This window comes from Paraburkholderia sp. 2C, from assembly GCF_054589215.1.
Window position 1 is genome coordinate 74710 of record NZ_BAAILL010000045.1, and the last position, 24104, is coordinate 98813.

General features: G+C 59.3%; 47 protein-coding genes and 1 tRNA gene. 25 read left to right on the top strand and 23 right to left on the bottom strand.

Features of this window, described 5'->3' with window-relative positions; all coding sequences use genetic code 11:
• Window positions 1–97 precede the first annotated feature (97 nt).
• The 15 genes from ACYPXD_RS22250 to ACYPXD_RS22320 all read right to left on the bottom strand — a co-directional run bounded on the left by ACYPXD_RS22250 (window position 98) and on the right by ACYPXD_RS22320 (window position 7917).
• Window positions 98–676: a phage tail protein gene (locus ACYPXD_RS22250; protein ID WP_459716020.1), complete on the bottom strand. Its 579-nt coding sequence runs from the start codon at window positions 674–676 to the stop codon at window positions 98–100.
• A 251-nt stretch (window positions 677–927) separates the two neighbouring features.
• Window positions 928–1386, bottom strand: coding sequence for a hypothetical protein (locus ACYPXD_RS22255; protein ID WP_459716022.1), 459 nt, complete (start codon window positions 1384–1386; stop codon window positions 928–930).
• 273 nt (window positions 1387–1659) lie between these two features.
• Window positions 1660–1911 carry a phage portal protein gene (locus ACYPXD_RS22260; RefSeq protein WP_459716024.1) on the bottom strand — a complete coding sequence of 84 codons (252 nt, stop codon included), beginning with the start codon at window positions 1909–1911 and terminating at the stop codon, window positions 1660–1662.
• A gap of 124 nt (window positions 1912–2035) precedes the next feature.
• Window positions 2036–2353, bottom strand: a complete 318-nt coding sequence (locus ACYPXD_RS22265) for a hypothetical protein (RefSeq protein WP_459716027.1) — start codon at window positions 2351–2353, stop codon at window positions 2036–2038.
• Entirely contained in the window at window positions 2350–2667 is a 318-nt protein-coding gene (locus tag ACYPXD_RS22270) for a hypothetical protein (protein ID WP_459716031.1), read from the bottom strand. The genes ACYPXD_RS22265 and ACYPXD_RS22270 overlap by 4 nt, the downstream gene beginning before the upstream one ends.
• Window positions 2664–3005, bottom strand: a complete 342-nt coding sequence (locus tag ACYPXD_RS22275) for a hypothetical protein (RefSeq protein WP_459716033.1) — start codon at window positions 3003–3005, stop codon at window positions 2664–2666. The genes ACYPXD_RS22270 and ACYPXD_RS22275 overlap by 4 nt, the downstream gene beginning before the upstream one ends.
• Window positions 3002–3454: a hypothetical protein gene (locus tag ACYPXD_RS22280; protein WP_459716036.1), complete on the bottom strand. Its 453-nt coding sequence runs from the start codon at window positions 3452–3454 to the stop codon at window positions 3002–3004. The genes ACYPXD_RS22275 and ACYPXD_RS22280 overlap by 4 nt, the downstream gene beginning before the upstream one ends.
• Window positions 3451–3753: a DUF3310 domain-containing protein gene (locus ACYPXD_RS22285; RefSeq protein WP_459716038.1), complete on the bottom strand. Its 303-nt coding sequence runs from the start codon at window positions 3751–3753 to the stop codon at window positions 3451–3453. Before ACYPXD_RS22285 ends, ACYPXD_RS22280 begins: the two co-directional genes overlap by 4 nt.
• Window positions 3750–4103 (bottom strand): hypothetical protein, encoded by a 354-nt coding sequence (locus ACYPXD_RS22290; protein ID WP_459716043.1) that lies wholly within the window; start codon window positions 4101–4103, stop codon window positions 3750–3752. The genes ACYPXD_RS22285 and ACYPXD_RS22290 overlap by 4 nt, the downstream gene beginning before the upstream one ends.
• Window positions 4100–4705 (bottom strand): RusA family crossover junction endodeoxyribonuclease, encoded by a 606-nt coding sequence (locus tag ACYPXD_RS22295; RefSeq protein ID WP_459716047.1) that lies wholly within the window; start codon window positions 4703–4705, stop codon window positions 4100–4102. The genes ACYPXD_RS22290 and ACYPXD_RS22295 overlap by 4 nt, the downstream gene beginning before the upstream one ends.
• Window positions 4702–4917, bottom strand: a complete 216-nt coding sequence (locus ACYPXD_RS22300) for a hypothetical protein (RefSeq protein ID WP_459716049.1) — start codon at window positions 4915–4917, stop codon at window positions 4702–4704. Before ACYPXD_RS22300 ends, ACYPXD_RS22295 begins: the two co-directional genes overlap by 4 nt.
• A complete protein-coding gene (locus ACYPXD_RS22305; protein WP_459716051.1) occupies window positions 4914–5996 on the bottom strand; it encodes a helix-turn-helix domain-containing protein in 1083 nt (360 codons plus the stop codon). The genes ACYPXD_RS22300 and ACYPXD_RS22305 overlap by 4 nt, the downstream gene beginning before the upstream one ends.
• Entirely contained in the window at window positions 5993–6790 is a 798-nt protein-coding gene (locus ACYPXD_RS22310; protein ID WP_459716721.1) for a ParB/RepB/Spo0J family partition protein, read from the bottom strand. The genes ACYPXD_RS22305 and ACYPXD_RS22310 overlap by 4 nt, the downstream gene beginning before the upstream one ends.
• Entirely contained in the window at window positions 6790–7089 is a 300-nt protein-coding gene (locus ACYPXD_RS22315) for a hypothetical protein (RefSeq protein ID WP_459716053.1), read from the bottom strand. Before ACYPXD_RS22315 ends, ACYPXD_RS22310 begins: the two co-directional genes overlap by 1 nt.
• Before the next feature lie 603 nt (window positions 7090–7692).
• The gene (locus tag ACYPXD_RS22320; RefSeq protein WP_459716056.1) at window positions 7693–7917 is read right to left on the bottom strand and encodes a hypothetical protein; all 225 of its coding nucleotides are present in this window, start codon (window positions 7915–7917) and stop codon (window positions 7693–7695) included.
• Between the two features lie 104 nt (window positions 7918–8021).
• Between ACYPXD_RS22320 and ACYPXD_RS22325 the strand changes: the two genes are divergently transcribed.
• Window positions 8022–8237 (top strand): hypothetical protein, encoded by a 216-nt coding sequence (locus ACYPXD_RS22325; RefSeq protein WP_459716059.1) that lies wholly within the window; start codon window positions 8022–8024, stop codon window positions 8235–8237.
• A gap of 233 nt (window positions 8238–8470) precedes the next feature.
• On the opposite strand, the gene ACYPXD_RS22330 is transcribed toward ACYPXD_RS22325, so the two are convergent.
• Complete coding sequence (locus ACYPXD_RS22330) at window positions 8471–8707, bottom strand: helix-turn-helix domain-containing protein (protein ID WP_459716061.1); 237 nt, start codon at window positions 8705–8707, stop codon at window positions 8471–8473.
• A 69-nt stretch (window positions 8708–8776) separates the two neighbouring features.
• On the opposite strand from ACYPXD_RS22330, the gene ACYPXD_RS22335 reads away from it, so the two are divergent.
• On the top strand, window positions 8777–9295 hold the full coding sequence (locus tag ACYPXD_RS22335; protein ID WP_459716063.1) for a hypothetical protein: 519 nt from the start codon (window positions 8777–8779) through the stop codon (window positions 9293–9295).
• Window positions 9296–9299: 4 nt separating this feature from the next.
• Here the strand turns inward: ACYPXD_RS22335 and ACYPXD_RS22340 are convergent, their stop codons facing one another.
• Both ACYPXD_RS22340 and ACYPXD_RS22345 read right to left on the bottom strand, forming a co-directional pair.
• Window positions 9300–9566 carry a hypothetical protein gene (locus ACYPXD_RS22340; protein ID WP_459716065.1) on the bottom strand — a complete coding sequence of 89 codons (267 nt, stop codon included), beginning with the start codon at window positions 9564–9566 and terminating at the stop codon, window positions 9300–9302.
• Between the two features lie 124 nt (window positions 9567–9690).
• Window positions 9691–9873, bottom strand: coding sequence for an Arc family DNA-binding protein (locus ACYPXD_RS22345; protein ID WP_459716068.1), 183 nt, complete (start codon window positions 9871–9873; stop codon window positions 9691–9693).
• 130 nt (window positions 9874–10003) lie between these two features.
• On the opposite strand from ACYPXD_RS22345, the gene ACYPXD_RS22350 reads away from it, so the two are divergent.
• From ACYPXD_RS22350 to ACYPXD_RS22450, 21 genes are all read left to right on the top strand, one after another.
• Window positions 10004–10384 carry an Arc family DNA-binding protein gene (locus ACYPXD_RS22350; RefSeq protein ID WP_459716071.1) on the top strand — a complete coding sequence of 127 codons (381 nt, stop codon included), beginning with the start codon at window positions 10004–10006 and terminating at the stop codon, window positions 10382–10384.
• Between the two features lie 220 nt (window positions 10385–10604).
• Window positions 10605–10745, top strand: coding sequence for a hypothetical protein (locus ACYPXD_RS22355; protein WP_459716073.1), 141 nt, complete (start codon window positions 10605–10607; stop codon window positions 10743–10745).
• A 35-nt stretch (window positions 10746–10780) separates the two neighbouring features.
• Entirely contained in the window at window positions 10781–10996 is a 216-nt protein-coding gene (locus tag ACYPXD_RS22360) for a hypothetical protein (RefSeq protein ID WP_459716076.1), read from the top strand.
• Window positions 10996–11133 carry a hypothetical protein gene (locus ACYPXD_RS22365; protein ID WP_459716078.1) on the top strand — a complete coding sequence of 46 codons (138 nt, stop codon included), beginning with the start codon at window positions 10996–10998 and terminating at the stop codon, window positions 11131–11133. The genes ACYPXD_RS22360 and ACYPXD_RS22365 overlap by 1 nt, the downstream gene beginning before the upstream one ends.
• A gap of 272 nt (window positions 11134–11405) precedes the next feature.
• Entirely contained in the window at window positions 11406–11576 is a 171-nt protein-coding gene (locus ACYPXD_RS22370) for a hypothetical protein (protein ID WP_459716081.1), read from the top strand.
• A 31-nt stretch (window positions 11577–11607) separates the two neighbouring features.
• Window positions 11608–11967, top strand: coding sequence for an Lcl C-terminal domain-containing protein (locus ACYPXD_RS22375; RefSeq protein ID WP_459716083.1), 360 nt, complete (start codon window positions 11608–11610; stop codon window positions 11965–11967).
• A 30-nt stretch (window positions 11968–11997) separates the two neighbouring features.
• Window positions 11998–12462, top strand: coding sequence for an Lcl C-terminal domain-containing protein (locus ACYPXD_RS22380; RefSeq protein ID WP_459716085.1), 465 nt, complete (start codon window positions 11998–12000; stop codon window positions 12460–12462).
• A 15-nt stretch (window positions 12463–12477) separates the two neighbouring features.
• Window positions 12478–12855: a four helix bundle protein gene (locus tag ACYPXD_RS22385; RefSeq protein ID WP_459716087.1), complete on the top strand. Its 378-nt coding sequence runs from the start codon at window positions 12478–12480 to the stop codon at window positions 12853–12855.
• Window positions 12848–14212 carry an RNA-directed DNA polymerase gene (locus tag ACYPXD_RS22390; RefSeq protein WP_459716089.1) on the top strand — a complete coding sequence of 455 codons (1365 nt, stop codon included), beginning with the start codon at window positions 12848–12850 and terminating at the stop codon, window positions 14210–14212. The genes ACYPXD_RS22385 and ACYPXD_RS22390 overlap by 8 nt, the downstream gene beginning before the upstream one ends.
• A gap of 15 nt (window positions 14213–14227) precedes the next feature.
• The gene (locus ACYPXD_RS22395; RefSeq protein WP_459716091.1) at window positions 14228–15187 is read left to right on the top strand and encodes a DNA-methyltransferase; all 960 of its coding nucleotides are present in this window, start codon (window positions 14228–14230) and stop codon (window positions 15185–15187) included.
• 38 nt (window positions 15188–15225) lie between these two features.
• On the top strand, window positions 15226–16263 hold the full coding sequence (locus ACYPXD_RS22400; protein WP_459716093.1) for a DNA cytosine methyltransferase: 1038 nt from the start codon (window positions 15226–15228) through the stop codon (window positions 16261–16263).
• Window positions 16264–16275: 12 nt separating this feature from the next.
• Window positions 16276–16494 (top strand): helix-turn-helix domain-containing protein, encoded by a 219-nt coding sequence (locus ACYPXD_RS22405; RefSeq protein WP_459716096.1) that lies wholly within the window; start codon window positions 16276–16278, stop codon window positions 16492–16494.
• Window positions 16495–16528: 34 nt separating this feature from the next.
• Window positions 16529–17608: a hypothetical protein gene (locus tag ACYPXD_RS22410; RefSeq protein WP_459716098.1), complete on the top strand. Its 1080-nt coding sequence runs from the start codon at window positions 16529–16531 to the stop codon at window positions 17606–17608.
• Window positions 17609–17854 carry a hypothetical protein gene (locus ACYPXD_RS22415; protein ID WP_459716102.1) on the top strand — a complete coding sequence of 82 codons (246 nt, stop codon included), beginning with the start codon at window positions 17609–17611 and terminating at the stop codon, window positions 17852–17854.
• A 190-nt stretch (window positions 17855–18044) separates the two neighbouring features.
• On the top strand, window positions 18045–18308 hold the full coding sequence (locus ACYPXD_RS22420; RefSeq protein ID WP_459716105.1) for a DUF7336 domain-containing protein: 264 nt from the start codon (window positions 18045–18047) through the stop codon (window positions 18306–18308).
• Entirely contained in the window at window positions 18305–18682 is a 378-nt protein-coding gene (locus tag ACYPXD_RS22425) for a hypothetical protein (protein WP_459716107.1), read from the top strand. The genes ACYPXD_RS22420 and ACYPXD_RS22425 overlap by 4 nt, the downstream gene beginning before the upstream one ends.
• Window positions 18679–18957 carry a hypothetical protein gene (locus ACYPXD_RS22430; protein WP_459716110.1) on the top strand — a complete coding sequence of 93 codons (279 nt, stop codon included), beginning with the start codon at window positions 18679–18681 and terminating at the stop codon, window positions 18955–18957. Before ACYPXD_RS22425 ends, ACYPXD_RS22430 begins: the two co-directional genes overlap by 4 nt.
• Entirely contained in the window at window positions 18947–19285 is a 339-nt protein-coding gene (locus ACYPXD_RS22435; RefSeq protein WP_459716114.1) for a hypothetical protein, read from the top strand. Before ACYPXD_RS22430 ends, ACYPXD_RS22435 begins: the two co-directional genes overlap by 11 nt.
• A complete protein-coding gene (locus ACYPXD_RS22440) occupies window positions 19282–19497 on the top strand; it encodes a hypothetical protein (protein WP_459716117.1) in 216 nt (71 codons plus the stop codon). The genes ACYPXD_RS22435 and ACYPXD_RS22440 overlap by 4 nt, the downstream gene beginning before the upstream one ends.
• A gap of 2 nt (window positions 19498–19499) precedes the next feature.
• Window positions 19500–19700 carry a DUF4224 domain-containing protein gene (locus ACYPXD_RS22445; protein ID WP_459716121.1) on the top strand — a complete coding sequence of 67 codons (201 nt, stop codon included), beginning with the start codon at window positions 19500–19502 and terminating at the stop codon, window positions 19698–19700.
• On the top strand, window positions 19697–20710 hold the full coding sequence (locus ACYPXD_RS22450; RefSeq protein WP_459716123.1) for a tyrosine-type recombinase/integrase: 1014 nt from the start codon (window positions 19697–19699) through the stop codon (window positions 20708–20710). The genes ACYPXD_RS22445 and ACYPXD_RS22450 overlap by 4 nt, the downstream gene beginning before the upstream one ends.
• Before the next feature lie 66 nt (window positions 20711–20776).
• Here the strand turns inward: ACYPXD_RS22450 and ACYPXD_RS22455 are convergent.
• Window positions 20777–20852: transfer RNA gene (locus ACYPXD_RS22455), tRNA-His, on the bottom strand.
• 87 nt (window positions 20853–20939) lie between these two features.
• Entirely contained in the window at window positions 20940–21995 is a 1056-nt protein-coding gene (dusA, locus tag ACYPXD_RS22460) for a tRNA dihydrouridine(20/20a) synthase DusA (RefSeq protein ID WP_459716126.1), read from the bottom strand.
• A gap of 352 nt (window positions 21996–22347) precedes the next feature.
• Here dusA and ACYPXD_RS22465 point away from each other — a divergent pair, with 352 nt between their 5' ends.
• A complete protein-coding gene (locus tag ACYPXD_RS22465; protein ID WP_459716128.1) occupies window positions 22348–22638 on the top strand; it encodes a hypothetical protein in 291 nt (96 codons plus the stop codon).
• A 134-nt stretch (window positions 22639–22772) separates the two neighbouring features.
• Here ACYPXD_RS22465 and ACYPXD_RS22470 read toward each other — a convergent pair whose 3' ends face one another.
• The gene (locus tag ACYPXD_RS22470; protein WP_459716130.1) at window positions 22773–23021 is read right to left on the bottom strand and encodes a DUF6566 family protein; all 249 of its coding nucleotides are present in this window, start codon (window positions 23019–23021) and stop codon (window positions 22773–22775) included.
• A 36-nt stretch (window positions 23022–23057) separates the two neighbouring features.
• Window positions 23058–23255, bottom strand: coding sequence for a hypothetical protein (locus ACYPXD_RS22475; RefSeq protein WP_459716133.1), 198 nt, complete (start codon window positions 23253–23255; stop codon window positions 23058–23060).
• A gap of 258 nt (window positions 23256–23513) precedes the next feature.
• Between ACYPXD_RS22475 and ACYPXD_RS22480 the strand changes: the two genes are divergently transcribed.
• Entirely contained in the window at window positions 23514–23789 is a 276-nt protein-coding gene (locus ACYPXD_RS22480) for a hypothetical protein (RefSeq protein ID WP_459716136.1), read from the top strand.
• A gap of 98 nt (window positions 23790–23887) precedes the next feature.
• Here the strand turns inward: ACYPXD_RS22480 and ACYPXD_RS22485 are convergent, their stop codons facing one another.
• Complete coding sequence (locus ACYPXD_RS22485) at window positions 23888–24103, bottom strand: TOBE domain-containing protein (protein WP_459716139.1); 216 nt, start codon at window positions 24101–24103, stop codon at window positions 23888–23890.
• Window position 24104: the final 1 nt, after the last annotated feature.

Sequence of the window (24104 nt, forward strand, 5' to 3'; positions counted from 1 at the left end):
AACTCGCGGGTCTTCGTCTCCGCCCTACAGGGTCGCTGCGGAGGGACCCGCTCGAAAACCGTTGCATTTTCGCAACATTCACCACAGGGGTGCGTGATCATTTCGACATCCTTACAAATGCGAGTTCGCGCGCGAGGATCTGCGGGAACTTTTGTCTGATCTTCGTCGTGATTGCCTTTTGCACAGCCTCGTTCGCGAGGGACTGCGGTATCGATGGACCGTACAACTCTTTTATCGGCAAGCCAGTTCTAATTTGCTTGCCGTTGCGCATAACCTTTTTGTGCTGCTTGCCCGTGCGCTCGAATACGCCACGGTGACCGTTCTGCATCGTCGCAATGAACGAATGGCGAAGGATCGTGCGCCCTGCTTTCACCTGCACGCTCACACCACCCTTTCCTTGCCGCGCACCGTAGTTGATCAGTGCGATAGGACGGCCCGTCGCCTTGAGCACTGCAACGAGATTGCCACGCGACGCACGCTGAATAGCGAACGAACTTTTGATCGCGCTCACCTTGATGTTGTAGCCAGCGGCGCGGACCTCTTGCGATGCGGTCGTGCGCGCTTGTTGCGCGGTCTTGTTCAGCGCCCGAACAACAGCCTTTTGCTGCTCGCCAACGTATCGCGTGAGACTGGCCGTCACACCCTTTACATCAGCGCGGACATTGAGCTTAAGCATCGGCGGAATAGAAAGCGCCCAGCATGAAGCGGGGCGAACCGGCGACTCTCGGCACCGGAGGAGACATCGTGTCGAGCTTGTCGAGGGGATCGCAGCATCGTGTGCGGCCTTGCATCAGTCGTGCGCACCACCAGCAACGAGGTCCCATCGCATGCTCCAGAAATGCGAAAGCCCGCCGTCTTTCGACTCGCGGGCTCTTAGGAGGCAGTGATTCAGCCTATCTATTAAGGCCGTATTTTATGGCTAAGTGTTCAATCAACGCACGTACTATTTTGTTCAACTGAAATTGAACACTTTTCAGCCGAGAAGGATTCGTGCACTTTCTTAATTGAGCGACTCAGCGTTATGGCGCGCTCAGAGAATCGACGAGCTCGGTTATACACAGTGCCGCGCGCGCATTGCTGCTCGTGTGCCATCGCTTTGATGTTCGCGCGATACCAATACACACCGACGAAGCATGCGGCTTCGCCATTGAATTCCGCGTTTTCGCACAACGCATGCACAGCCATATTGAAAAATGGCATGTCGGGAATGAGCGCCGCATCCGGCTCTCCGTACGTTGGCCGAGACGGAGGCTGGAGACGGGCCAGCACGCTCGATCGCACGGGCGGCGCGAAAAGGCGGCGCGTCCAACACCATGATACCCATTCGTTCGCCTGGTCATCGGCCGCGTTACGCTCACGCGTATGCATCTCTTGGTCTTGGCTCATTTAGTCCCCATGCGGTGTTAAATCAAGCGCGCCCGGTCTCGGCGCGGTACTTCGAATACGGTTCCCGCACATAGCGGTCAAAGCGCGCCTTAGCTTCCCGGTTGTGGTCGAGCTGCGCGCGGCTCTCGATGCAGCAGCGCGCGCGAATGAATTCGGCGGCGTCTCGCGGCGTGTTTGCAGGCTGGTTCGTTGAGCGCATCCATTCGAGGAATGCCGGTTCGTTTGACCATCGGCCGGCGAGATTCGCGAGCGGACCTCCCTTTACGCGCTCCATCACACCACTACCGTGAAGCTGATGCCGTGATGCATAAACCAGTCGACTAACGAGTCGCGCAAGTCGCGATGCCTCGGGAACACGTATTCGACCTGCAGAACTTTCTCGCTGGTTTGGCTGATCTCGCCGCAAAGTGGGCAACCGTCGAAGGCGACGATCTGCGCTTTCGTCGGTTCGTCGATGTGCTGACGACTGCTTTCGATCAACGACTTCGGCACGTCGGCCCATTGGATGTATGCTTGTGCGCTCATCTACGGCTCCATAAAAAAGATGCACCCAACATGCCGATTACAATGACTGCTAGGGCGCCGACGAAAAGCGCAACGCCAGCCATAACGCGGCCGACTTCAAACCAGAAACCTACGGATATGCAGTTCATGCGCCCTCCAGTAGCAATTCAAGCCGACCGCTCGAGATGAAATCGGCGACGACCGGCGATGCAATGCTTGTGTCGATGTGCAGCCAGCACAGGCCATCGCATACGCGGTTCTTGTCGGAGTGGCTCACATACTGTCGCAGTTTCTCTGGAATGTACGCGAGCGCCTGCACGAGATCGCGGTCGAATCTCCCCTGATATGTGACGCGGCGTAGAGCGATTGCGCGGGCCTTGAATTTGTACGGCTCGACGCGCGAGGCGCGTCTCTGACCCGGCACGGTTATCGCGGGATAAAGCGTGACGTCGATCTCGATCATTTTTCACCCCAATGGGGATCATCGCTTGCCATGAATGGCGCCAACGATTTGACGTTGTCCTTCACGCGGGCAACGCACCACACGTGGTCATCGGCACTGAGCCGACGCTCGCGGCGCAGATAGTCCTGATACTGAGGCGGGACATATGCACGAGCCATGACGTAGTCGTCCCGCGTCTCGCCCTTGAACTCGACGCGCCGCAGCCCATCGGCAGTCGTTTCGACTTGCTCTTCGATCGGACCGACGCCCATGCGGCCGCCGATCGTGAATACACCGTGCGACGGCATATCGACTAAAAGGCGAATAGGTTTCATGCGCGCGCAGCATCCTCACGCGCTGCCTGAATCCGTAGTTCGCATATTCCCCACGAGACGAAATAGGGAACGCCAAGCCATACGTGGCCGGTCCAAATAAGGATCGTGATTTCACCGAGCCTCAACACAACACCCGCCGGCGAATACCACTGCTTTTTCTCGGAAGCAATTTCTGCAACTCGATCCTTCGACATCCCAAGACTGAGCAGAAAAATCAGCGTCAGAACTACCACTCCGGTCGCGACGACGTTGAACGCGCCGTCATACCCTAGCTCAAGCCATGCATAAAAGAACGCGGCATGGACCGCCCAATACGCCATAAATTTCACGAACTTCATGCCGCCTCCTGTTGTTGGATACCCATCTTCCGATCGCGCACCAGCTCCCACTCCGCGTATGCTCGATCCCATATGTCGTACTTCTCTTGCTTTGGCGTGCCGACGCGGTTCTGGTCGATAAATGCATGGCACGGACCGCAACCCGGCACCGTGTAAATGTTGTCTGCCTTACGAGCGCCGGCTTTGCCATGACGGCTCTGATTCGAATGACAGTCGACGACTGATTCGTGCGCCCAGCCGATCGAACAGCACACACCCGGCACGCGCAGATAGCACTCCTCGCCGCGGCATGCATCGATAAACCGCTTGCCTTCCGCAACCGTCGACCGCTTCGGGCTGCTCTTGATGCGCGACCGCCGCAACGGCGTATCAGGCAGCGGCGCGTCTTTGCGCGACCATGAGCCGCGTGACATTGGCGCCTTGCGCGGCCCGAATCCTGATCGCTTCACTTGCCGTTTTCCCGCTTCTGAATTTCGCGGTCGACATACCAGCGAGCTTTTTTCAGATCTTCGATCGATGCGCCCTTGTGATCCGCGCGCCAGATGTACTTGATCGCGTTGCCCAAGTTGAAGCCCATGTGCTCGACAACGTCGATGCATTCGATGCCGCTCGGATGGGCGTTGTAGTGCGCGGGATGATCGACTCGCTCGAGATGGGTATGCGTTCCCGCGAACAGCGCGCACTCCTCGGAAGGCTTGCAAGTAGCGCACACACTGTTCGTGGCCTGACAAATTCGAACATCGCTCATGCTTGAGCCCTCCCGACCAAAATCATTGCATTGGACGAAACCGCCAACGTGTCGGTCGTGGCGTGCTGGAGAGCTTCGCGCACTGATGCTGCTGCTTTCTCCTTTACCCATCGAGCAGCGACGAAATCGTCCGATGGCTCGAATTTCTTACCTGTCAGGCGGTATTTCGGAATGCGCATGTCGCCGTTGGATTTCAGGTGACCTGAGCGGACCACGGCGATGATCTTCTTTAGGGTCGCGGTATCAGATCCGCCTAGCGCCTTTGAGCACTGAGCGCGCGATGAATTCGGATGCTTCTCGAACCACTCAAGCAGAAGGCGGCGCTCAAGGCTCATTGGAGGATGGTTCACGCGGCCTCCCCGTCAATTTCCTTTGCCTCGACCTCGACGCGCGGCTCGAGCGCATATTTCTTCGTCACCGCGATGTCGACCACTTGAGAATCGTCTTCGTAGACAATGCCGTTCATGCCATCCTTGATCGCCTTCAGCACGTTGTCTGCGTCGGGCTTGTTCGTGGCGCAGATCACGCCGATCTTTGCCTTGGTCTGCCGCGTCTTCGGCCAACTCATCGGGATTTCGAGATAGATCGAAACCTTCAGCGCGACCGGTCGGCCAAACGGAATGCGGCCGTGCATTGCAACGCGCGCTGCGCTGCGAATCCTCCGCTCGTACGCTTTGGTCTTTGCCGGCGTGTGCATGCGAATGCCGTCATCCGTTATGCCGGCGCGCGGACGGCCCTTGGCGACCGGCTGACCGGCAACCATGAACGAAACGCCGCCGAGCATGGTTGGCTCGTGAAGCGTCACGCGGTCGAATTCGTCCGGCTCACGAACAGGCACATTTCCGGACACACGCTGCATCTCGCGTTGCGCACAGCCGGTTTCGCGCACGCGCGCCGTGCCGACGGTCTTCGTTCCTTCCGGGTAGCGGAGCGAGGTCGAGCGGCTGGTCATGCAGGCTCCTTGCGCACCCAGTAGATCCAGCGTGCGCCTCTCAGCGGATGCTCGTACGGGAAAGCGCCTGGGTAACATGCATGCTCATCGCAACCTGGTTCGCCACCGCTGACGAAAACGCAACCGGAGCAGCCAACCTCGCCATCGGGCATCTTCACCGCCTCGAATCCGTCATGCGCGATGATCTGCCCGTTAAAGCGGGTGATGTTCATGCGGCCTCCGCTTGCGCGACCTTCTCGCGCGGGATGTCGTTGAAATACGCGTACAGCGCCTCGTACCGCTCCTCGCTCTCACGGCTGACGACGCGCAGCATTTCTTCCATCCATTCGCCGGGCCCGGCCGCCTTGAACACGCGCGCCTTGAACTGCTCGAACAGCTGGCCGTCTTTGCGCACGACCCCTAGCTGCTGGCCGCGGGTGATGATGCCGCTCTCGGTTTTCCACCAGTCGGCGGCAACCGAAGCACTCGCGCCCGTCGTGGAACCCGCCACCTGCCTAACCGGGAAGAGCCCCGTCCAGCCTCGCAGCACGGCTTCCTCGACACTCACTTCGGGGCTTTGACCCGCCGCCGCCAGCATCTCGAGCTTTTTGATCGACACCTTCGCTGCTGGGCGCGTCCACGGCGCATCCTTCGATTTCGCCTCGCGGTGTTCGCACCACATGTCCCACACGGCGAACGGGATCGTCGGGGGCAGTTCGATGTTCAGAAGTTCGGCATGCAACGCAACTCGCGGCGCACGCCGCGCGTATTGGTCGTTGCTTTTCTGTTCCTCTGGTAGTTCCTTAGTAGTTCCGTGTCCCAAATTTGGGACTGTTTCGGAGGAAATTTGGGACCCTTTGGCGGAAAATTTGGGACCCTTACCATCCAAATCTGGAACTGTTCCGTTTTTGGAACTGTTCCGCTTTTGGGTATCTTTAACAGTACCGTTTTCGGAACAGTTCCGTTCTTGTGACTGTTTCGATTGGGGCGGTCCGATTTCGACCACCTTGCCGTCACGATTCGTCATCTGCACTTTTGCGGCGCCGGCAGGGCTGGTGATCTGATACACGACGACCTGACCAGTCTTGCCGGTTCGATCGCCCGTGTCTTCGAGATAGCCGAGTTCCTTCAGCCGCTTGATGTTCGCGAGGATCGTCTTCCGGTCCTGCTCGATGAACTGCTCGATCGCATCCATGCTCGCCCACACACGGAAGTCCTCGCCCGCGAAGTCTGCGAGCGCGATCAGAACGGCCTTAGGCGAGCCCTTACCGACCCGCTGTGCACGCACCCAGAATGTCGCTGGAACGCTCAAGACGCCTCCGGATCCATGCCAAGCACCCAACGCAACGCCGCGGCCCGATCGCCCGTCGCCGTGGTCAGTTCGGCCTCTATCTGCTTGCGCGAACGCATGCGAGGTGCGGCGTCGCCGGACAGCGCTGCTTTCTGCGCGCGCGAGCGCTCGTGACCCTGCTTGCCGTCGGCGGCAGCGATCAGCGCCGTTACCTTGGCACGCTGCTCGGCCGGCTCCAGCTTCGCCAGCTTCAGCGCATGCGATACGGTGATCTGATCGGCTTCCAGCGCGTCCCGAACGGCCGACGTACAGTCGAGCAGCCGGAGCGACGATGCGACTGTCGGCGGCTCGACGCGGAATTCAGCGGCGATCTGCTCGTCGGAATAGCCCAGATCGCGCAAGCGCTGCATCTTCTCGGCGCGATTGATCGGGCTGTCGTGCTCCCGGTGCTCATTCGTGGCGACCATCATGCCGGCCAGCTCCGCAGGCTTGCCGCGCTTCGGGAGCGCCGGCACGAGAACGGGCGCAAGGCCTTCATCACGAAGGCGACGATTCGCCTCGCGGGCGGCGATCACACGGCGCCGCCCGTCGACCACGACGACCTCACCGGTTTCCGGATCCTTGTGGATCAGAATGGTTTCGAGCACGCCTCGGTGACGGATGTTGCGCACCATCGCTTCATCGAACGGCAAAAGCGCGCGACGATCGAACAGTGGGTGCGCGGGATCGGTGATCAGCGTGAGGGCATCGGGGTCAAAGAACAGGACATTGCTCTTGCCCGAAGCGCCATACGCCTCAATTGAATTTTTTGCCATTATCTGGGAATCGCAAGAAGTTGCTGAGATGAGTTCGTGGCGGGGCATTCGCGCTTGCCGACTACGACCAGACGATTCGCGTCGAGCAGTTCGCGCACGCGGCCGCACACGCTGGACAACTTCATGTTGGTGATTGCCGCGATGTCTTCGCGAGTGAGATTCCGCGCGCCGGCCTCGAACGCGTCGATGACCATGCGTTGTCGGGTCGTCAGTTCCTTGACGCTGATCGCGTGGAATGCGTCCTGCTGCGTCTCGGCGACGCGGCGACCGGAGCGCGGGCTATGGAATTCCGTTTGCATGGTCGGGCTACGGTCAGACCGTTTTCGGCTTCGCGTACTGACACATCGTCGGCGCGCTGCGCTCGGCGAACGGAAAATTGCCGTGTAGGCGCGTCATGTAGCAGCGCTTTGCGCGCTCCTGTTCCTTTGCGCCAATGTGCGGCATGCACTTGCTGCGGCCGAATTTCGGGCGAGGCGAGCGCGAAGGCATGCCAATGCTCGCCAAGCTATGCCCGATCGCGCTTGAGAGGCGGCCAAATTGCCTCGAGAGTTTCAACGTCAACATGTGATCTCCACGGGTAAATCGCGGTCAACACCGCGTTTAGTAGTGCGAAACGGACACATAAGACGACTGGCGCACCAAGCGGCTTATGTGTCGATTCAATCCCGTCAGATCGGCCGGCTTTAACCGGCTTGCTGCGCTGCTTTAACTGGTCTCCTCGCGTCCCTCTTTGGGTCGCGACTCGAATGCGATCACCATCGGGTGAAAAACGCCGTAAGCGCCCTTCAGAACGTGGTAAGTCAGCAGTTCAGGTGTCGAAACGCCCTCCCTTGCTGCTCGCACCGCGAGATCAGCCGCCTCCGGTCCCGGAAGCCGTATTTCAAAGCTGGTATTGCATTGCGTCATGCGGCGATCCGCGTCCCGACATGGGCCGCGTTGGCACTGCGGTCGATCAGGTTCGCGGGCAAATTGCCAACTGTCCCGAACAACGTGAGATCCGCAATGCGCGATAAAGCCGCTGAATCACTTTCAATGCCGTGCAACAGCTTGAATGCCTGCATTCCCTCGTATGTACGGTCCGAGAGACGCGTCTTCACTTCGTTGCGATACTCGGTACGACGAGACATGATTTCCTCCTTTCATGGTTGGACTGCGGTTGAAAACGAGAGCGCCTACGGCCGTGTCAGAATTGCGCTTCCACACGATCAACCCCTCTACGACCGAGGCGCTCATGACCATCAACTTCGACAAACACCCAGTGGATATTCCCTGCTCGGGCTGCGGCAAGAAATTCACGGAGACGATCGGACGGCTCAAGCAGAATCCGAAGGTGACCTGTCGCTTCTGCGGGGCGGTCAACGCAGTGAATGCGGACCAGTTCCGCGCCGTCGAGCAATCCATCAAGAAATCGCTCGACGACATCGGGAAAGCGTTTCGCAAGCGCTGACAGTTCCGTTATCGCCTGCTCGATCGCAGCGGTATCGGGAGCAAGGTGAACCGAAAACTCAGACACGCCGCGCTCCTTTCCCAAACAGGGCGATCAGCCGAGCCAGAAGCGACCGTTTGCCGATCTCAATCGGTTTGGCCGGCCCCTGCGCCTCTGCCTCATTGACAGGCACGACAAACGGCAGCCAGTCGGCGCCGTGGTCAACGAGCACTCCAGGTGACATACGCGCCATATCAAATGCCCTCCTTAACACGGCGCGCACGCCGCTCGTAGTACGACGCCGGCACAACACTCCAATCGAAGTTGGGGCGAGCGAGCCTGAGGAACTGCATGCGAGGCTTCGGTATCCCGTCATACCGCCACTGAGACACGGCGCTGGGGTCGATTTCGCACAGATCAGCGACCGCGACTGTTCCGTCGAGGCCGTCGATGATCTGGCAGGCAATTGGGTCGCGCTTTTCCGGTTCCATGGTGCGATTTAAGCACACTCAAATTCATAAATCAAGTGCACTCAAATCATGTCGTTTAAGCTGGCTCAAATGGATAACATGTTGAACTTTATCGACCGCCTGAAGAACGCCATCGCCCTACGAGAGCGCGAGCTGGGGACGCGCATCCTCAAAAAAGACCTTGCCGAAGCGGCAGAAGTAAGCTCGTCCGCGGTTACATACTGGTTTAAGGGCGCCGAGGGAGGAGGAACGAACGAACTCAAGGCCGGCTCCATACTCGGTCTGGCGCGATACCTGAAGGTCAGGGTCGAGTGGCTCCGTGACAATGATGGCCCGATGCGGCCAGCCGATGCCAAACCAGCAGAGAGCGCGGCAGCACAGTCCGATGTAAATTTGAGCAAAGAGGCGAAGCGACTGATCGGCATGATCGAAAGCGCTGACCGTAATCGCTCGGTATCGAGTGACGTTATGGGCGCGTTTGCCATCATCTTCGGGAGCGCGATGTCGCCGGGAACCGGCGCGCGCAACGTGGGCCGCGCCCGAACCAGCGCGCGGCTTGAGAAACTGATCTTGAAGGGACAGCCTGCGAGACGCCGCAAAGCTAAATAATTTTTTAGTCTATCTTCCTTGCTTCGCGCGCACGCACAAGCATCAACAGCAAAACGTCGGTAAGCCGCTCTGCGTATCGTGGCTCAACCTCTGATTCAAAGTCGATTCGGCCGCTCTCGTCTACCGAAATAGAAACGTAAGTTTTCGGTGATTTTGATAAACCATTAGACGAATTGTTATTTCGTATTACGCGAAAACGCTTCTCTTTTTGAATATCAACTGAAAAGCCTGGCAATTCGCTATCCGCGAATCTCGCTGCAAATTCATTCATATATGCCCCGTTGGCCTTGAATAATTATCAATCGCAAGCGCTAAAGTAATTTATTCATATAAATATGAGTACGCTACTCCTTTTAGCGTCGAATTTGAGTGGGGCAAGCCCTGATGCACCCGAGTTACTGCGGAGCCTGCCGTCCCGGACTGCGGCGTACGCGCTCGGTATGCGTCATGCATTCACGTAACCGAAAGACGATTTCGCTATTCAAGCTGCGCATGTTTTTCTTTGATTCGTGTTCAAGCCAATTTTTCAGATCAGCAGGAAGGCGCAGATTGAGTTTCTTCACATCCGTATTACTCATTCTATCCGCCTGATATTAATTGAACGCTTCGAAATGACACCATTTTGGTGCTTACATCATCGAATCGTAGAATGACACCATTATGGTGTCAAATTAAGGCGTGGCCCCATACTGGTGTAGCCTTGGGGCCATGAATGAGGATGAAAAATCAAGAATCACATTGCGCCTTCCGAGCGATCTGCACGACCTATTGACGGCCGAAACCTCGCGAACGGACAGGTCGCTAAACGGGGAAATAATCGCTCGCCTACGTGCGTCGTTCCACGGCGCAGACTACCCGCTTCCGCGAAGTATTCGGGACGCGATCGACGCTCGAGCTACGGCTGCCGCCACATCATTTGATGCCGAACTTCTTCGAGCGGTTAATGCAGGCCTTCACCGCGGCGCGCCTCCTGTCCTGATGGTCGAGATCTCGGCGCACACACCGCTCGCGAAAATCGGCAAGCTCCTGGACGAGGCGCTCCGAAAACTTCCACCCGACACGCTGGTCAAGGTAGACCAGAAGCCCTGAACGCACGCAGCCTCCTGGTTGCGATTCCGCACACCTCACAATTTAAGTACGCTCAACTTTTCCTTGCGCTCTTTATTTGAGTGTGCTTAAATTCATCCCAAGCGCTGATCACCAGCGCCGCGTGCGGAGCGCTCTAGGCTCTGCAGCTTCTAACGAGGCTCCAGTACCTAGAGCGCATCTCACCTGAACTTTTGCGGGTTGCTTCCCGTGGGAGATTGAGATGAGCGTACTGGCCGAAAAACTTCTCGAGCTGATGCGCCTTGCCGAAGGTGGCATGGGCGCGCTCACCGAGCATCTCCTCCGAGCATTGGCAACCGATCTTATTGCTACCGACGCTGCTGAGCAGCGCTCGGGACTGTGAGGTTAGGAATGCATACCTTCACCGTAGTCCGCAGGATGCCGCGACCGAATCATACGCTCGAAACGCGCATTCGTGACGAGGCCGAGTATTTCTATGAGCCGCTGACCGACGCCGAGCGCACACAGATTGCTCGCCGCACGTCGAAGCGCCCCGGCTTGTGTCTCGTGATCGTGATCGCTGCGGCGATCTTCGCTGATCCGATTGTCGACGGTGCGATGTCGGTGATTCACTGGCTCGCGGGAGTTCTTTGATGAAGAAATCCGACATCAATTTTGCGCTGCGTCTCGCCTTCGCCGTTGTCGTCGTGCTGGCGATCATGAATGTTGCGCACCAGTGGGACGAGGAAGACACGCAGCAGCTGCGCATGGCCATGATGGCTCACACCTGATCCCGTATCCGCTCACCCATGGACATCATCCCGGTCACCGATGCAATGCTTGCGCGAGAGTTTCGGCTGCAGCGCTGCCCCGGTTCGGCTGTTGATGCCATTACGAATCCCGCTGTGCGCCGTTGCCTCGAAGCAGGGGCAAGAGCCCGAGCCGGTCGCGAAGCGCACTCGCCGCCGGCAGTTTCCCGCGATGCAAAGTCGCTCGCGGCAAACGACGTCGATTAATCCCCTTGGACGGGCGGCTAGTGCCGGCGCCCGTTCCTTTTTACCTCATGAATTCAATAGATCCCGTCCTGCTGATGATTGCGATTGCCGCAGCGGCTGTTCTGCTGACCGTCGGTGCGGCGCTCATTCACCAGTATTACGAAGCGAAGCACGACCGGTTCGCTGACGAGCTGCGCAAGCGGGATCTGCTGAAGCGTTTTCCTGACCGTCAGCAGTAGAAGCGAAGCACCCACAACCTTAGGAGAAGTCATGCAACAGATTCAAATTCCGCCGCTTGCCGAGGGTGAAGTTTATCTGCACGGCCGCGTCAACAAGACCGGCGATGTCGAACATACGGTGCTGGTGGCCGTGAACGATGAACGCCTGCCGCGCGAGCTGCAGCGCGAATGGGCAAAGAGTGTCGGCGGCGTCCTGTTCAACCGTGTCGACGCCCTCGTCATCTACAACGAGCATCGCGCGCTCGTGAAGCCGGAGTGGTACTGGACCGACGACGATGTCGAGTGGGATTCCGGCTACGCCTGGTTTCAGAACTTCGACGACGGCAACCAGTACTTCTACGGCAAGAACGGCAAGCTTCGCGCCGTGGCCGTCCGCAGATTGTCGATTTAACCCTTCATCCATTTTCAACGGAGCATCGCAATGACGATCACGCTTGAAGCCATCGAGGCTCAGCAAACCCGCATCGCTGAAATGATCGCGGCATTCAAGGTGCAGCCGCGACCGACCGAGCGGCATGTCGACGCCGTCACGATCCCGCTCGCTGCCGGCGAGGAATTCGCGGGGCTTGTTCTCGGTCATGACGGCGAGCCTGACTACTACCTGATCCTGCTTCCCGGCGAAAAAGAGTCGATCAATTTCGACGACGCGCGCCAGTGGGCCACCGATCTCGGCGCCACTCTGCCGACGCGGCGGGAGCAATCGATTCTGTTCGCGAACCTGAAAGATAAGTTCGAGGCCGAGTACTACTGGTCGGGCGAACAGCACGAATCGAATTCCGGCTACGCCTGGTTTCAGACCTTCGACACCGGCCTCCAGACCTTCACCGACAAGAGCTACAAGCTTCGCGCCGTGGCCGTCCGCAGATTTATTCCTTCAGTAATTTAACGATTTAAATCCATCGTGGCCCTGCACACCCAACTGCCGATCTACCGCGCCGCTGAAGACCTGCTGGATGTCGTGACCGATGTCGTCACGAACATGCAGCGCGACTTCAAACGGTCGATCGGCGAGAAGATCAACCTCGAGTGCATCGAGATCATCGTGCTCGTGTATCGCGCGAATGTTGCGGCGGATAAATCGCCGCACCTGACCGAGCTCATCGAGCGCCTGCAGGTGATCAACCTGCTGCTTCGACTCGGCTTCAATAAGCGCAAGGTCGACAAGGGTTCCTACGCTCGCGCGGTCGAACTGACCACGAGCATCGGCAAGCAAGCCACAGGATGGAAGAAGGCTGCAAGCAATCGCCCGCTCCATGGAGGTCAAGGCTCCCATGGCTGAGCGATCTTTCAATCTGGTCGCACCGCTGGCTCACGAGGCCACCGACATGCGTATTGAGGATACCGCCCGCCGGCGTGCGGACCGGTCCAGCGCAGTTTCCCAATTGAGCAATCGATCGGGCGACGTAGATAGTGCGATATATCCGGCTACGCCTGGTATCAGAACTTCAACAACGGCAACCAGAACTACAACGACAAGAACAACAAGCTTCGCGCCGTGGCCGTCCGCAGATTGGAAAAATGGAGATCAGGCGTTTCATTTCGTCGAGCTGGTCGAAGCGTATGTCGACTGTCGACGCACCAAACGGAACAAGTCCAGCGCACTTGCGTTCGAAGCCAATCTGGAGCACAACCTGCGCGACCTGTACGACGAGCTGATCGACGGCTCGTATCGTCCCGGCCGGTCGATCTGCTTCGTCATCACGCGACCGAAAGCGCGCGAGGTGTGGGCAGCGGATTTCCGCGACCGCGTCGTGCATCACCTGCTGTACAACCGCATCGGCCCGCTCTTCGAGCGGAGCTTCATCGCAGATTCGTGCGCGTGCATCAAGGAGCGCGGCACGCTGTACGCTGCGCAGCGCCTCGAGGCGAAGGTGCGCAGCATCACGCAAAACTGGTCGCGGCCGGCGTATTACCTGAAGTGCGATCTGGCGAATTTCTTCGTCAGCATCGACAAGCACATCCTGTGCGGACTGCTGCTCGCGAAGATCCGCGAGCCGTTCTGGCAATGGCTGACCGGCGTCGTGCTGATGCACGATCCACGCGCCGACTTCGAATTCCGCGGCGACCCGGCATCGATCAGGCTCGTGCCGCCGCACAAGCGGCTCATGAACCAACCGGCACACCTCGGGCTGCCGATCGGCAATCTGTCGTCGCAGTTTTTCGCGAACGTCTATCTCGATGCGCTCGACCAGCGCGCGAAGCACGTCATTCGCGCTCGCCATTACATCCGCTATGTCGACGACTTCGTGTTTCTGCACGAGTCGTCGGGATGGCTCAACGCGGCGCACGAAGACATCGCCGCGTTTCTGCCGGCGCAGCTCGGCGCGCGCCTGAACGAGCATAAGACCATCCTGCAGCCGATCCACCGCGGCGTCGACTTCGTCGGGCACGTGATCAAGCCGTGGTGCCGCTCAACGCGACGCCGCACCGTGAACGAGGGTGTGCGCCGGGTTGCGACGGCGCCGGCCGTAGATGTGCACGTCATGGCGAATAGCTACTTCGGACTCTACGGGCAGGCGCCGGCGAGTCATCACGATCGTGCGCGGCTCGCCAATGTCGTGCGCGATCGAGGTCATTCCGTAAATCACGCGCTGACGAAGTCGTATCGGCGCTCCATTCAACCATTGGCCCGATAGACAGGAATAGAGATCATGAGCGACTGGATTGACCGCTGTCATTTTGGTGATTGCCGCGACACGATGCGCGCGATGATCGCTGATGGCGTGAAGGCGCAGACGATCGTAACGAGCCCACCGTACTACGGGCTGCGCGACTACGGTCATCCGGGACAGCTCGGGCTGGAAGAATCACCGGACGCCTACATTGCAGCGATGGTCGAAGTGTTTCGGGCCGGTCGCGATGTGCTTGCCGATGACGGCACGCTGTGGCTGAACATCGGCGATAGCTACGCCGGTTCGTGGGGCGCACAAGGGCGCACCGGACAGATGGCCGATCGGTCGATCATTAGCGCCCGGCAGATTGAGGCGCGTCCGCACAAGGCATCGCGGACTGGTGCTATTCCTGCCGGATCGGGCTTGAAACCCAAAGACCTGATCGGCATTCCGTGGCTGCTCGCGTTCGCGCTGCGCGCCGATGGTTGGTATCTGCGCTCAGAAATTATCTGGTCGAAAGGTAATCCGATGCCGGAAAGCGTCGCTGATCGCCCGACGAAGAGTCACGAGCATCTATTCCTGCTGGCTAAGTCAGGGCGCTATTACTACGACCATGAGGCAGTCAAGGAACCTGCGGTGCAGGCTGGCCGCATGCGCTCTGATCGTGTAGGCGGCGATAAGTATATCGAGGGTGTCAAGCACTCGGCCGGCGCAATTTTCACGGGTTCTGAAACACGCAATCGTCGAACAGTTTGGGACATTAACACTCAACCCTATAGCGGCGCACACTTCGCGACGTTCCCAGAGGCGCTCGTTGATCCATGTATCCGAGCCGGTAGCAGGCCGGGCGACATCGTGTTCGATCCGTTTTTCGGCAGTGGTACGACCGGCCAAGTTGCCTGGCGTCTCGGCCGCTCATTCATCGGCTGCGAACTGAATCGCGACTATGAGCCCCTGCAGCGCGGCCGAATCATTCAGCGCGGGCTTGAGATTGCGTAGCCCCTTAACCGCCGGATACGGCCAATTGTGGGATTTGCATGGCGGCTTATTACAACGAAATTGAGCCATACGCCGCGCAGTGGCTGCGCAACCTGATTTCAGCCGGTCACATTGCACCCGGCGACGTTGATGAACGGAGCATTGAAGATGTCCGACCTGATGACTTGCGAGGCTATACCCAGTGCCATTTCTTCGCTGGAATCGGCACGTGGTCGTACGCGCTTCGACTCGCCGGATGGCCTGACGATAGACCTGTTTGGACCGGTTCCTGTCCGTGCCAACCTTTCAGCGCGGCAGGCAAAGGACTTGGGTTTGCTGACGAGCGGCACCTATGGCCCCTCTGGCACTGGCTCATCGCACAGCATCGCCCTGCAGTCGTGTTTGGAGAGCAGGTTGCAAGCAAGGACGTTGAACCTTGGATCGACCTTGTTTTCACTGACATGGAAGCCACTGGTTACGCCTGCGGGGCGGATCCTTTCCCGTCTGCGGGCGTCGGTGCGCCGCACATCAGAGACAGGACTTTCTTCGTGGCCTACGCCGACGACGCGCGACCACAAGGACGGCAGCGAGTGCGCGAACGTCTCGCTGAACGCGCTCTTGGGTCGCGTCGTGTGGCTGTCGCATTGGCCGACGTGCACGACGATGGACGGCAACCGAGGAGCGAAAGACGCTCGCCCATGGGATACGGGACGGCCGTTGAATCAGATCGCGGCTCTTGCGAGTTGGGCGACGCCGACGGCCCACTCGAACGAAGGCTCTGTGGAGTTGAAGGAAGCGCGGAGGACAGCGCTAAAGCAAAAGTATGCGGGCAAGACCGGCAATGGCATGGGTCTATCAATGATCGAGCAGGCGCAACCGCACCCGAAGCAGCCGGCCCGACTAACGGCTTCTGGCGAGCTGTTGACTGGCTCTTGTGCAGGGATGGAAAGTGGCGGCCAGTTGAACCCGGCACATTCCCGCTGGTTGATGGGGCTCCCTCGCGAGTGGGACGACTGCGCGCCTACGGCAACACGATCAACCCGTGGCAAGCAGCGGAATTCATCCTCGCAGCTGAAGAAGCGCGATTAACTGCATAACCCGAGGTTTATATGACCATCGACTTGCCATTCAAGGATCGGCTGAAACTGGCGCTTGAAAACTCTGGCATCTCGCAGCGTGAATTCGCTTCGCGGACCGGTTTCGGTGAAGCGAACGTTAGTCACTACCTGAGCGGCGATCGGAAACCCGGCGCCGACAACATTCAAATCATCCTGCGCGCGCTTCCGGATGTGGACGCTCGCTGGTTGCTTGGAGGCTATAAGAAATGACCACCTATACCGAACAACAGAAGGCGTGCATCCAATGAACGAGCGCGATCAAAACGGCAAACTGCGTGCGGACCTGCGCGCTGACAATCCCGACCTTGACGACATTCGCGACGGTCTGAAAATGCTTCGTGACCGCACCGAAGATGCAGCGCCGCGCAATGAGGCTGTGGTGCCCGAATGGGCGATTACTCGTAGTGGCGACGTGCGCACCGATGCGGACGCGCAGAAAATGGCTATGCGAGATTACGGCCTAAAGCACGGCGATTCGCTCGCGTCCGCATTCGATTTCGGCGCGGGCTTCGTGCGTGGCGTTGCGTTCGGGCGTGCCACTGCTCCCGTACCTCCCGCCGCCGATGCCAAAGACGCGCAGGGAGAGCCGATCTATCAGGTTGCTGAGGACGAATCGAAGACCAAATGGCGCGACCTACCGAAATCGGAATATGAGTTATACGGGACCATCTGGAAGCGCATCGTCTATGCCGCTCCGCTCCCGCGCGCCAGCGATGCGCCGAAGGTCGATGCTCCGGGCCTGCTCGACGCGCTGTGGCTGGAAATCAGCGAATTGCCCGACCGCAATAGCCCCGAAGATGAGCCGGACGCCTGCATCGTGAATCACGATGAACTGGCCGGCGCGTTGGAGCGAGCTATTGAGCGCGTCAGCGATGCGCCAGCCACCGCAGCGCAGGCAGGGGCGACCCACGAACAATTCGACAATTTGCTAAGGGAGTACGGTGAGTGCGTCGATATGGTCGGCCGTGCTGTTAAGTTTGCGGAGTTATCAAAAATTTATGGAAATGCTATCGCCGCCCCTACCGCTGCCGTCGATGATGGAGGGGAGGCGCTACCTAACACATGGGACATTGATTCACTTATTTCTATCTGGAGCATGCGACCACAACCCGGATCGCCATCCGGTGTCGCGTGGGAACAGGGAGCACGTCAAGGGTGGAAATGGGCTAAACAGTACGCATCCATGCCGGAGCGGAAGGCGGTGACGGATGAGCGCATTAACGAAGCATTCTATTCGTTCTGCCGCTCCATGAGCTTGGTGAATGTGCTTTATCTCGAGGATGCGCATAAATTTGCGCGCGCCCTGTTCGCGGGGAGGGATTAAATGACGGCAATCAACAACACGAAGGCAAACGAGCACGACGAGCCGATCGAGTGCACCAAAGTTCGCAAGTGCGGCTGGAAGGGCATGCAATCGGATCTCGTTGACGGTGGCCCCGTCAGGCGCATACCCAACGCACGGAAAAACGTGTGCCCCAACTGCGGAAACGACACGTACTACCGACGCGCTCTCGCCACCACCGCAAGCGACAGCGCTACACCGAAAGAGAAAGGAGAGGCGAAGTCATGAATTCATGCGCTTGGAACGATGGCTATTGCCTAGGTCGCCAACCTGGCGAATCGCGTTGTCCGTGCGAAAAGCCGCGCCTCATCGGCTACGGCGAATGCCGGTGCATTCTTTCGCAGTACTGCGACGGCACGTGCCGCCCGATTTTCGAATCAACACCATCGCCTACCAGCGATAGCGCAGGAGAGAAATCGTGAAGGTCTATATCGTCGAAGGTCAGGTTATGTACGAGGGAAGCACTGTTCTGCGCGCCTTTGCTTCTGAATCGAGCGCGAGACAGTTCAAGGCACGATGCCTCGCCCACGATGCAAAGAGACCCGATTACCCTGGCGTGGACGTGACTGAAACTGAGTGGGATTCGTACAACGCGCGTTTCGCCCGATGGGAAACGAAGCACCCTGCCAAATCCTCGTCCTTTGATAGCTACGCCGTATATACGCTCACGGTGCGCCCATGACAACCCATGACCTGATTGCGCGGCTGCGCGAACAAGAGCGCCTGATGCGTGGCGCAGCCGATGAGGTGCCGCACAACCCCAACAGAATAAGCATGCGGGTTAATCCAGCATCTGTGCTCGCATTTTGCGACGAAGCCCAAAAGGTTGCCGACGCCCTCGAAACCCTCCAGCGCGAACGTGATGAAGCGGTGCGGGACACCACGCGGCTCGATTGGCTTCTCGCGAATAAGCATATGCATGCACAGGGTGGCAAGCATGGCTGGCGCGTTTGGGATTGCGGCGATGGCCTGCAGACGGCCGGCGAAGGTTCGACTGCGCGAGCCGCCATTGACGATGCTATCTCCACCCTCACCAAGCCAGCAGATCAAAAATGACCATTCGATCACCTCAATACTGGCTTGCCGAGCTTGACCAGTACGACAACCCGAAGCTCATCGACGGATCGCACTCAGATCGTGCTGGCGCTGACAAGGCCATGTATCTGTACAACTCGATGGGCTTTTCTAAGGGAAAGCGCTACGCCGTCGCCAAGGTCGAACTGAGCGAGCCGCAGCCAAGCAGCAAAGGCGTCAATCAGGAAGCACTCGGCGCGTGCAACGAGATGCTACGCGCCACCAATCACCGCGAGGGAGAGGGAAATGTCGAGTAAGACGCAGCGGGAAAGGTTTGAGGCGTGGCATGCGCGCCAGTACATCTCCACCGACCCGCTTGAATGGGATGGTGACGGGTACGTTGACTTCGATCACAACCGAGCGTGGAAAGCATGGCAAGCCGCAGAAGCTGCCGCGCTGGAACGGGCGGCGCAGGAGTGCGAAGAACGCGAGATCGCATATATGAATGCCTACAAAAACTCTCCAATTGACGATATGAATCGCGGAAATCCATACATGGAAGGCATGGCAGATGGTGCAGGGAACTGCGCCGACGCTATCCGCGCTCTGGCCGCTCCAGCTGAGCGCGAGGGAGATAATTCATGAGCACCGACTACGACCTGTATTGCGTCAGTTGCAAAGCAAGGGTCGAGACCGTGGCATCGGGCAGTATCGCCTACGGCAATAAGCTATGGCGCGACGAACAGAAATTGAGCCAGCTTCAGACGTTCCTGTTTGCTCACGTCGGCCATCATCTGATCTTCCAGGATTGCCAGATCATCGACGATCTGGAGGATGCTGAGCGCGAGGGAGAGTAGCTATGCCGCTCGTCACGAATCTCGAGCTTGTCGAACTCACCGGCGGCCTGAAACAGGGTGCCGCGCAGATCCGCTGGATTGAGCGCAATCTCGGCATCAAGTGCCCGCGCAAGATCGACGGACACCCGATGCTGACGTGGGAGCAGATCAACCGGCCGGCCGAGCAGCGCCGCTCATCACCCAACTGGACGAAGGCAGCATGAAACGCCGCGACGGGTTGCTCCCACGCATGGAGGCCCGCAAAAACAAGAAAGGCATCACCTACCGCTACCATCCGGTCGGCGCGAAGCCGATCAACCTCGGATCGGACAAACTCGCCGCGGTGCAGAAGGTGCTAGACATGCTCGGCACCGGTGATGACGTCGGCACGATCGCGCGACTCTGGGAGCAGTTCAAGGACACGATCCGGTGGGAGCGATATGCGCAGGGTTCGCGCGACGACTATGAGCAGTGCTCTGTACCGCTGCTCAAGATATTCGGCACCACGCGCGCCAGCGACATCGAAGCGCCAGATGTCGCCCGTTACCTTCGTGTCGAGCGCCGAGAGGCGCCTGTGCGCGCCAACCGCGAAATGGCACTACTGTCGAACCTGATCGGACTCGCGATCGAGCGCGGCGAGGCGAAGCACAACCCGTGTCGCGAGGTGCGCCGCAATGAAGAGCAGCCGCGGACCGAGGCGCCCGACCACGACGAGTTTCAGGCGTATGCCGAATGGCTCTCGAAGCAGGCCGGCCAGCGCGCGATCATCGGCATGGCTGCCGAATACGCCGCGATCGCCGGTAACCGCAAGATCGAGTTCCTAGACCTCGCCAAGCCGCAGATCGACCGAGCGGCCGGGATTATTCGCGTGAAGCGCGCGAAGCAGCGCGGCAAGAAGCGCGGCCAGGTGATCGAGCATATCGAGATCACGCCGGCGCTCGCCGAGCTGCTGGACCGCCTGGATGCGCTCGCGCGCGATTGCCTGTACGTCTTCCCCAACCGGTTCGGCAACGCCTATACGCAGGAAGGATTCAAGGCGATGTGGGGCAAGCTGATGAATCAGGCGCTCAAGGAAAAGGTGATCACGAAGCGCTTTACGTTCCACGATCTGCGGGCCTATTACGTGACCCGGTATAAGTCGACGAGCGGCGCGTTGCCGGATCTGCATGCGAATCCAGAGACCACCGCGCGCGTCTACGATCGCAACAAAGTGGTCAAGCGGAAAGCTTTGTAATTCCCGAAACGGGAATTTTCAACTGTACGTAAACGCAGTTGACAGGACGGGCAGGCTTGATGGGATTGGGGTGGCTGATGGGACTCGAACCCACGACGACAGGAATCACAATCCTGGACTCTACCAACTGAGCTACAGCCACCACTGGGAACTGCTATCTGGCTTGCCAGAACTGGCTCACCGACGAAGAAGCGAGATTATACAAATACGTTCCGCGTTTGCCTAGCCCTTATTCCAACATTTCGATCGCGGCCGCGCGTGGCACGTCATCTTGAACAGCGCTATCGCTTTCGACCACTTCACGCAACAGATACTGCCGCGCTTCATCGAAGATCGACAGATCGCGCGCTGCGAGCTTGCGGTTATCGGACAGCACACGACGCCAGCCGCGCGCGCCCGCCTCGCCGCGATAAAGCCCAAGCGCATGCCGCGTGATCGCGCCGAGATACGCGCCGCGTGCGAGTTCCGATGCACAGTAGTCGATGAGCTTCGCCTCGACTTCACTGCGCGTCGGCATCGCATCGGTCGAGCCGTAGAAGCGCGCATCGACGCCCGCAAGCACATACGGATTGTGATAAGCCTCGCGCCCGAGCATCACGCCGTCGACATACTCGAGATGCAGCGCGACTTCATCGAGTGTCTTGATTCCCCCGTTGATGATGATCTCGAGATCCGGAAAATCGCGCTTGAGCCGATACGCGTATTCATACTTGAGCGGCGGAATCTCGCGATTTTCCTTCGGGCTCAGGCCCTTCAGGATCGCGTTGCGCGCATGCACGATAAAGACGCTGCAGCCGGCATCGGCAATCGTGCCGACAAAGTCGCGCACGAATTCGTAGTGTTCGACCGCGTCGACGCCGATGCGGTGCTTGACCGTCACCGGCACCGATACCGCGTCGCGCATCGCCTTCACGCAGTCGGCGACGAGCTGCGGCTCGTTCATCAGACACGCGCCGAACGCGCCGCGCTGCACGCGCTCCGACGGGCAGCCGCAGTTCAGGTTGATCTCGTCGTAGCCCCATTGCTCGCCTAGACGCGCCGAACGGGCCAGATCGTCCGGTTCGCTGCCGCCCAGCTGGAGGGCGACAGGCGCTTCGTCCGGCGTAAACGCGAGATGGCGCGCGACGTCGCCGTAAATCAGCGCGCCGGTGGTCACCATCTCGGTGTACAGCCACGTATGACGCGAAATCGCGCGATGGAGCGAACGGCAGTGACGGTCCGTCCAGTCCATCATCGGCGCCACGCTGACGCGGCGAGGACTCGGGGTTCGGTTCGAAGAAGACATCGGAATGTGTGACGAATGCGCCGCAGCGGAAGCCGCTCGGCCAAGGCTTGGATCGAGCCGCATTTTAACGCAGCCCTGCGAAACGCCCGATCCGTCCCTATCGGTTTCCGCGCCCCTCGTCGTTCTCAATTGCTGGACAACTCTCGCTTGGAATAACACGGCGCCCCCCCTTGAAAGCCAAGCCAGGTAAGGCCGAGGGATTGTTTCGATTGACAGAATAGTAATTTCGAGATATCGAGCACAAATTTTCGATAGTAAGGGTATACACTGCGCTCCAACGATGTCGCAAACCTTTCGCCTCAGCGATGACGCGACATCTAGCAGATATCGAAACTTACTGGAGGTTATCGTCATGAAGACCAAATTTATCGCCGCTGCCCTGCTCGCCGCTTCCGCCGTTGTCGCCGCTCCCGCTTTCGCGAGCGGTTATGGTCCGGCCCCGTACTACCGCCCCGACGTCGGCGCGCCGGCGTCGCAACGCGGCGAAAGCGCACAAACGCTGGCTGCCGAACAGCAACAAGCCGACGACAACGCAGTCGCCTACGGCGGCGTCCGTTCGGGCGACACGCAAACGGGCATCCGTACGTCGAACGCTCCGCAATCGGCGTCGGGCAACAACAATGGCGTGTTCAACGGCCACTAAGCGAAACACGACCCGGGCCGACCGGCCCCACCAGGCCAACAGCTCATCGCTCAAGGCGGGTCCCCAAAGAAAGCGGGCGTTCGAATCGAACGCCCGCTTTCTTTCTCTTGCACCTGGCGGCGTTCGGATCACTACTACGCCGCGTGCCCAAGGCCCTTGTCGATCGCATCGCGTGCCGCGCGAAGCGCCGCCTCAGCCGCCGCGCGCTCGGTCGGCCAGAACCCGTCGATGTGCACCAGACGCCAATCGAGCGCGACCGCGCCCTCTTTCAGCACGCGGAAATGCGCCTTCACGCCGGTGAGCACCTGCTCGACCGCAACCTCGATATCGAATTCCTTGTAGCGTTCCTGATAGTCGCCCATGTCGAGCCCTGCAGGCTCCATGTCCGGCTCCTTTGTTTCGCTGTCAATCGCTCGCCGTCAATCGCAATCGCCGGACAGGTACTTCCTGCCGTCGCAGGTAATTTCGACGCCATCGCGGCCCGCCTTCGCCACGAGGCCCGCACCCAGCAATTCGGCCACCACCGCGGCGGGCGGTGTAACGGACCTGTCGCCCGCTTGCACGTCGTTCAGGTGCCGCAACGTGTCGATCGCATCGGGACTCAGCGCTTTCATCATTGCTACCTCCGCATGAGGAACGGCCTTGTTCGCAGCGTTGACTTGCGGCCTTCATTTACCTTCGTTGCCCGATTCATGCTAGCACTTCTGGCGAGGCTTGCCCGGCTCCTGCCGTACGCCATGCGCGTTTTGCGCACAGACGAATGCGCGAATCTTCGCGACGGCCCGCAGTCTATGAGGGAACGGTCGCGCACCATGCGCGCCAGACAGAATTGAATGTGAAACTGGAGCGAAAAACCGGGAGGTTCGATGAACGGAATGAAACTACGCAAACCGTTGGGGCCGGCCGTTGCATCGGCCGTTGCATCGGCCGTCGTACTGGCTGTGTCCGCGCTGACGAGCGACGCCGTATTCGCGCAGCACACGCCCGCACAAAATGCGCCCGCAGCGGACAGCGGCGCATCGATGGTTAAGCCGCCTTCGGAAGCGTCGGGCGGCGAAAATCCGGACAATATGCCGGTCAAGAAACCGCGCAAGCCGACCAACGACAAGATGATGCACTACCCGCCCGCCAGCGCGGCAAATGCGAAGTGAAGCGGTCGTTACGTCGCGCGCTCGCGCGAGCCATGTTCATGCCCGCGCGACCGAGGCGCGGCTCAGGACGGTTCGAAGCCTGAGCCGCTCGGAGCCGATCAAAGTCGCGCGATCGATACTTCGGTTGCCTTCACGAGTGCGACCACCTCGGAGCCTGGTACAAGTTCGAGTTCGTCGATTGAGCGCGTCGTGATCACCGACGTCACGATGCCGAACGGCGTCTCGACGTCGACCTCCGAGACGACCGGACCGCGGATGATCTCCTTGATCTTGCCTTTGAACTGGTTACGTACGTTGATAGCGGCGACGCTCATG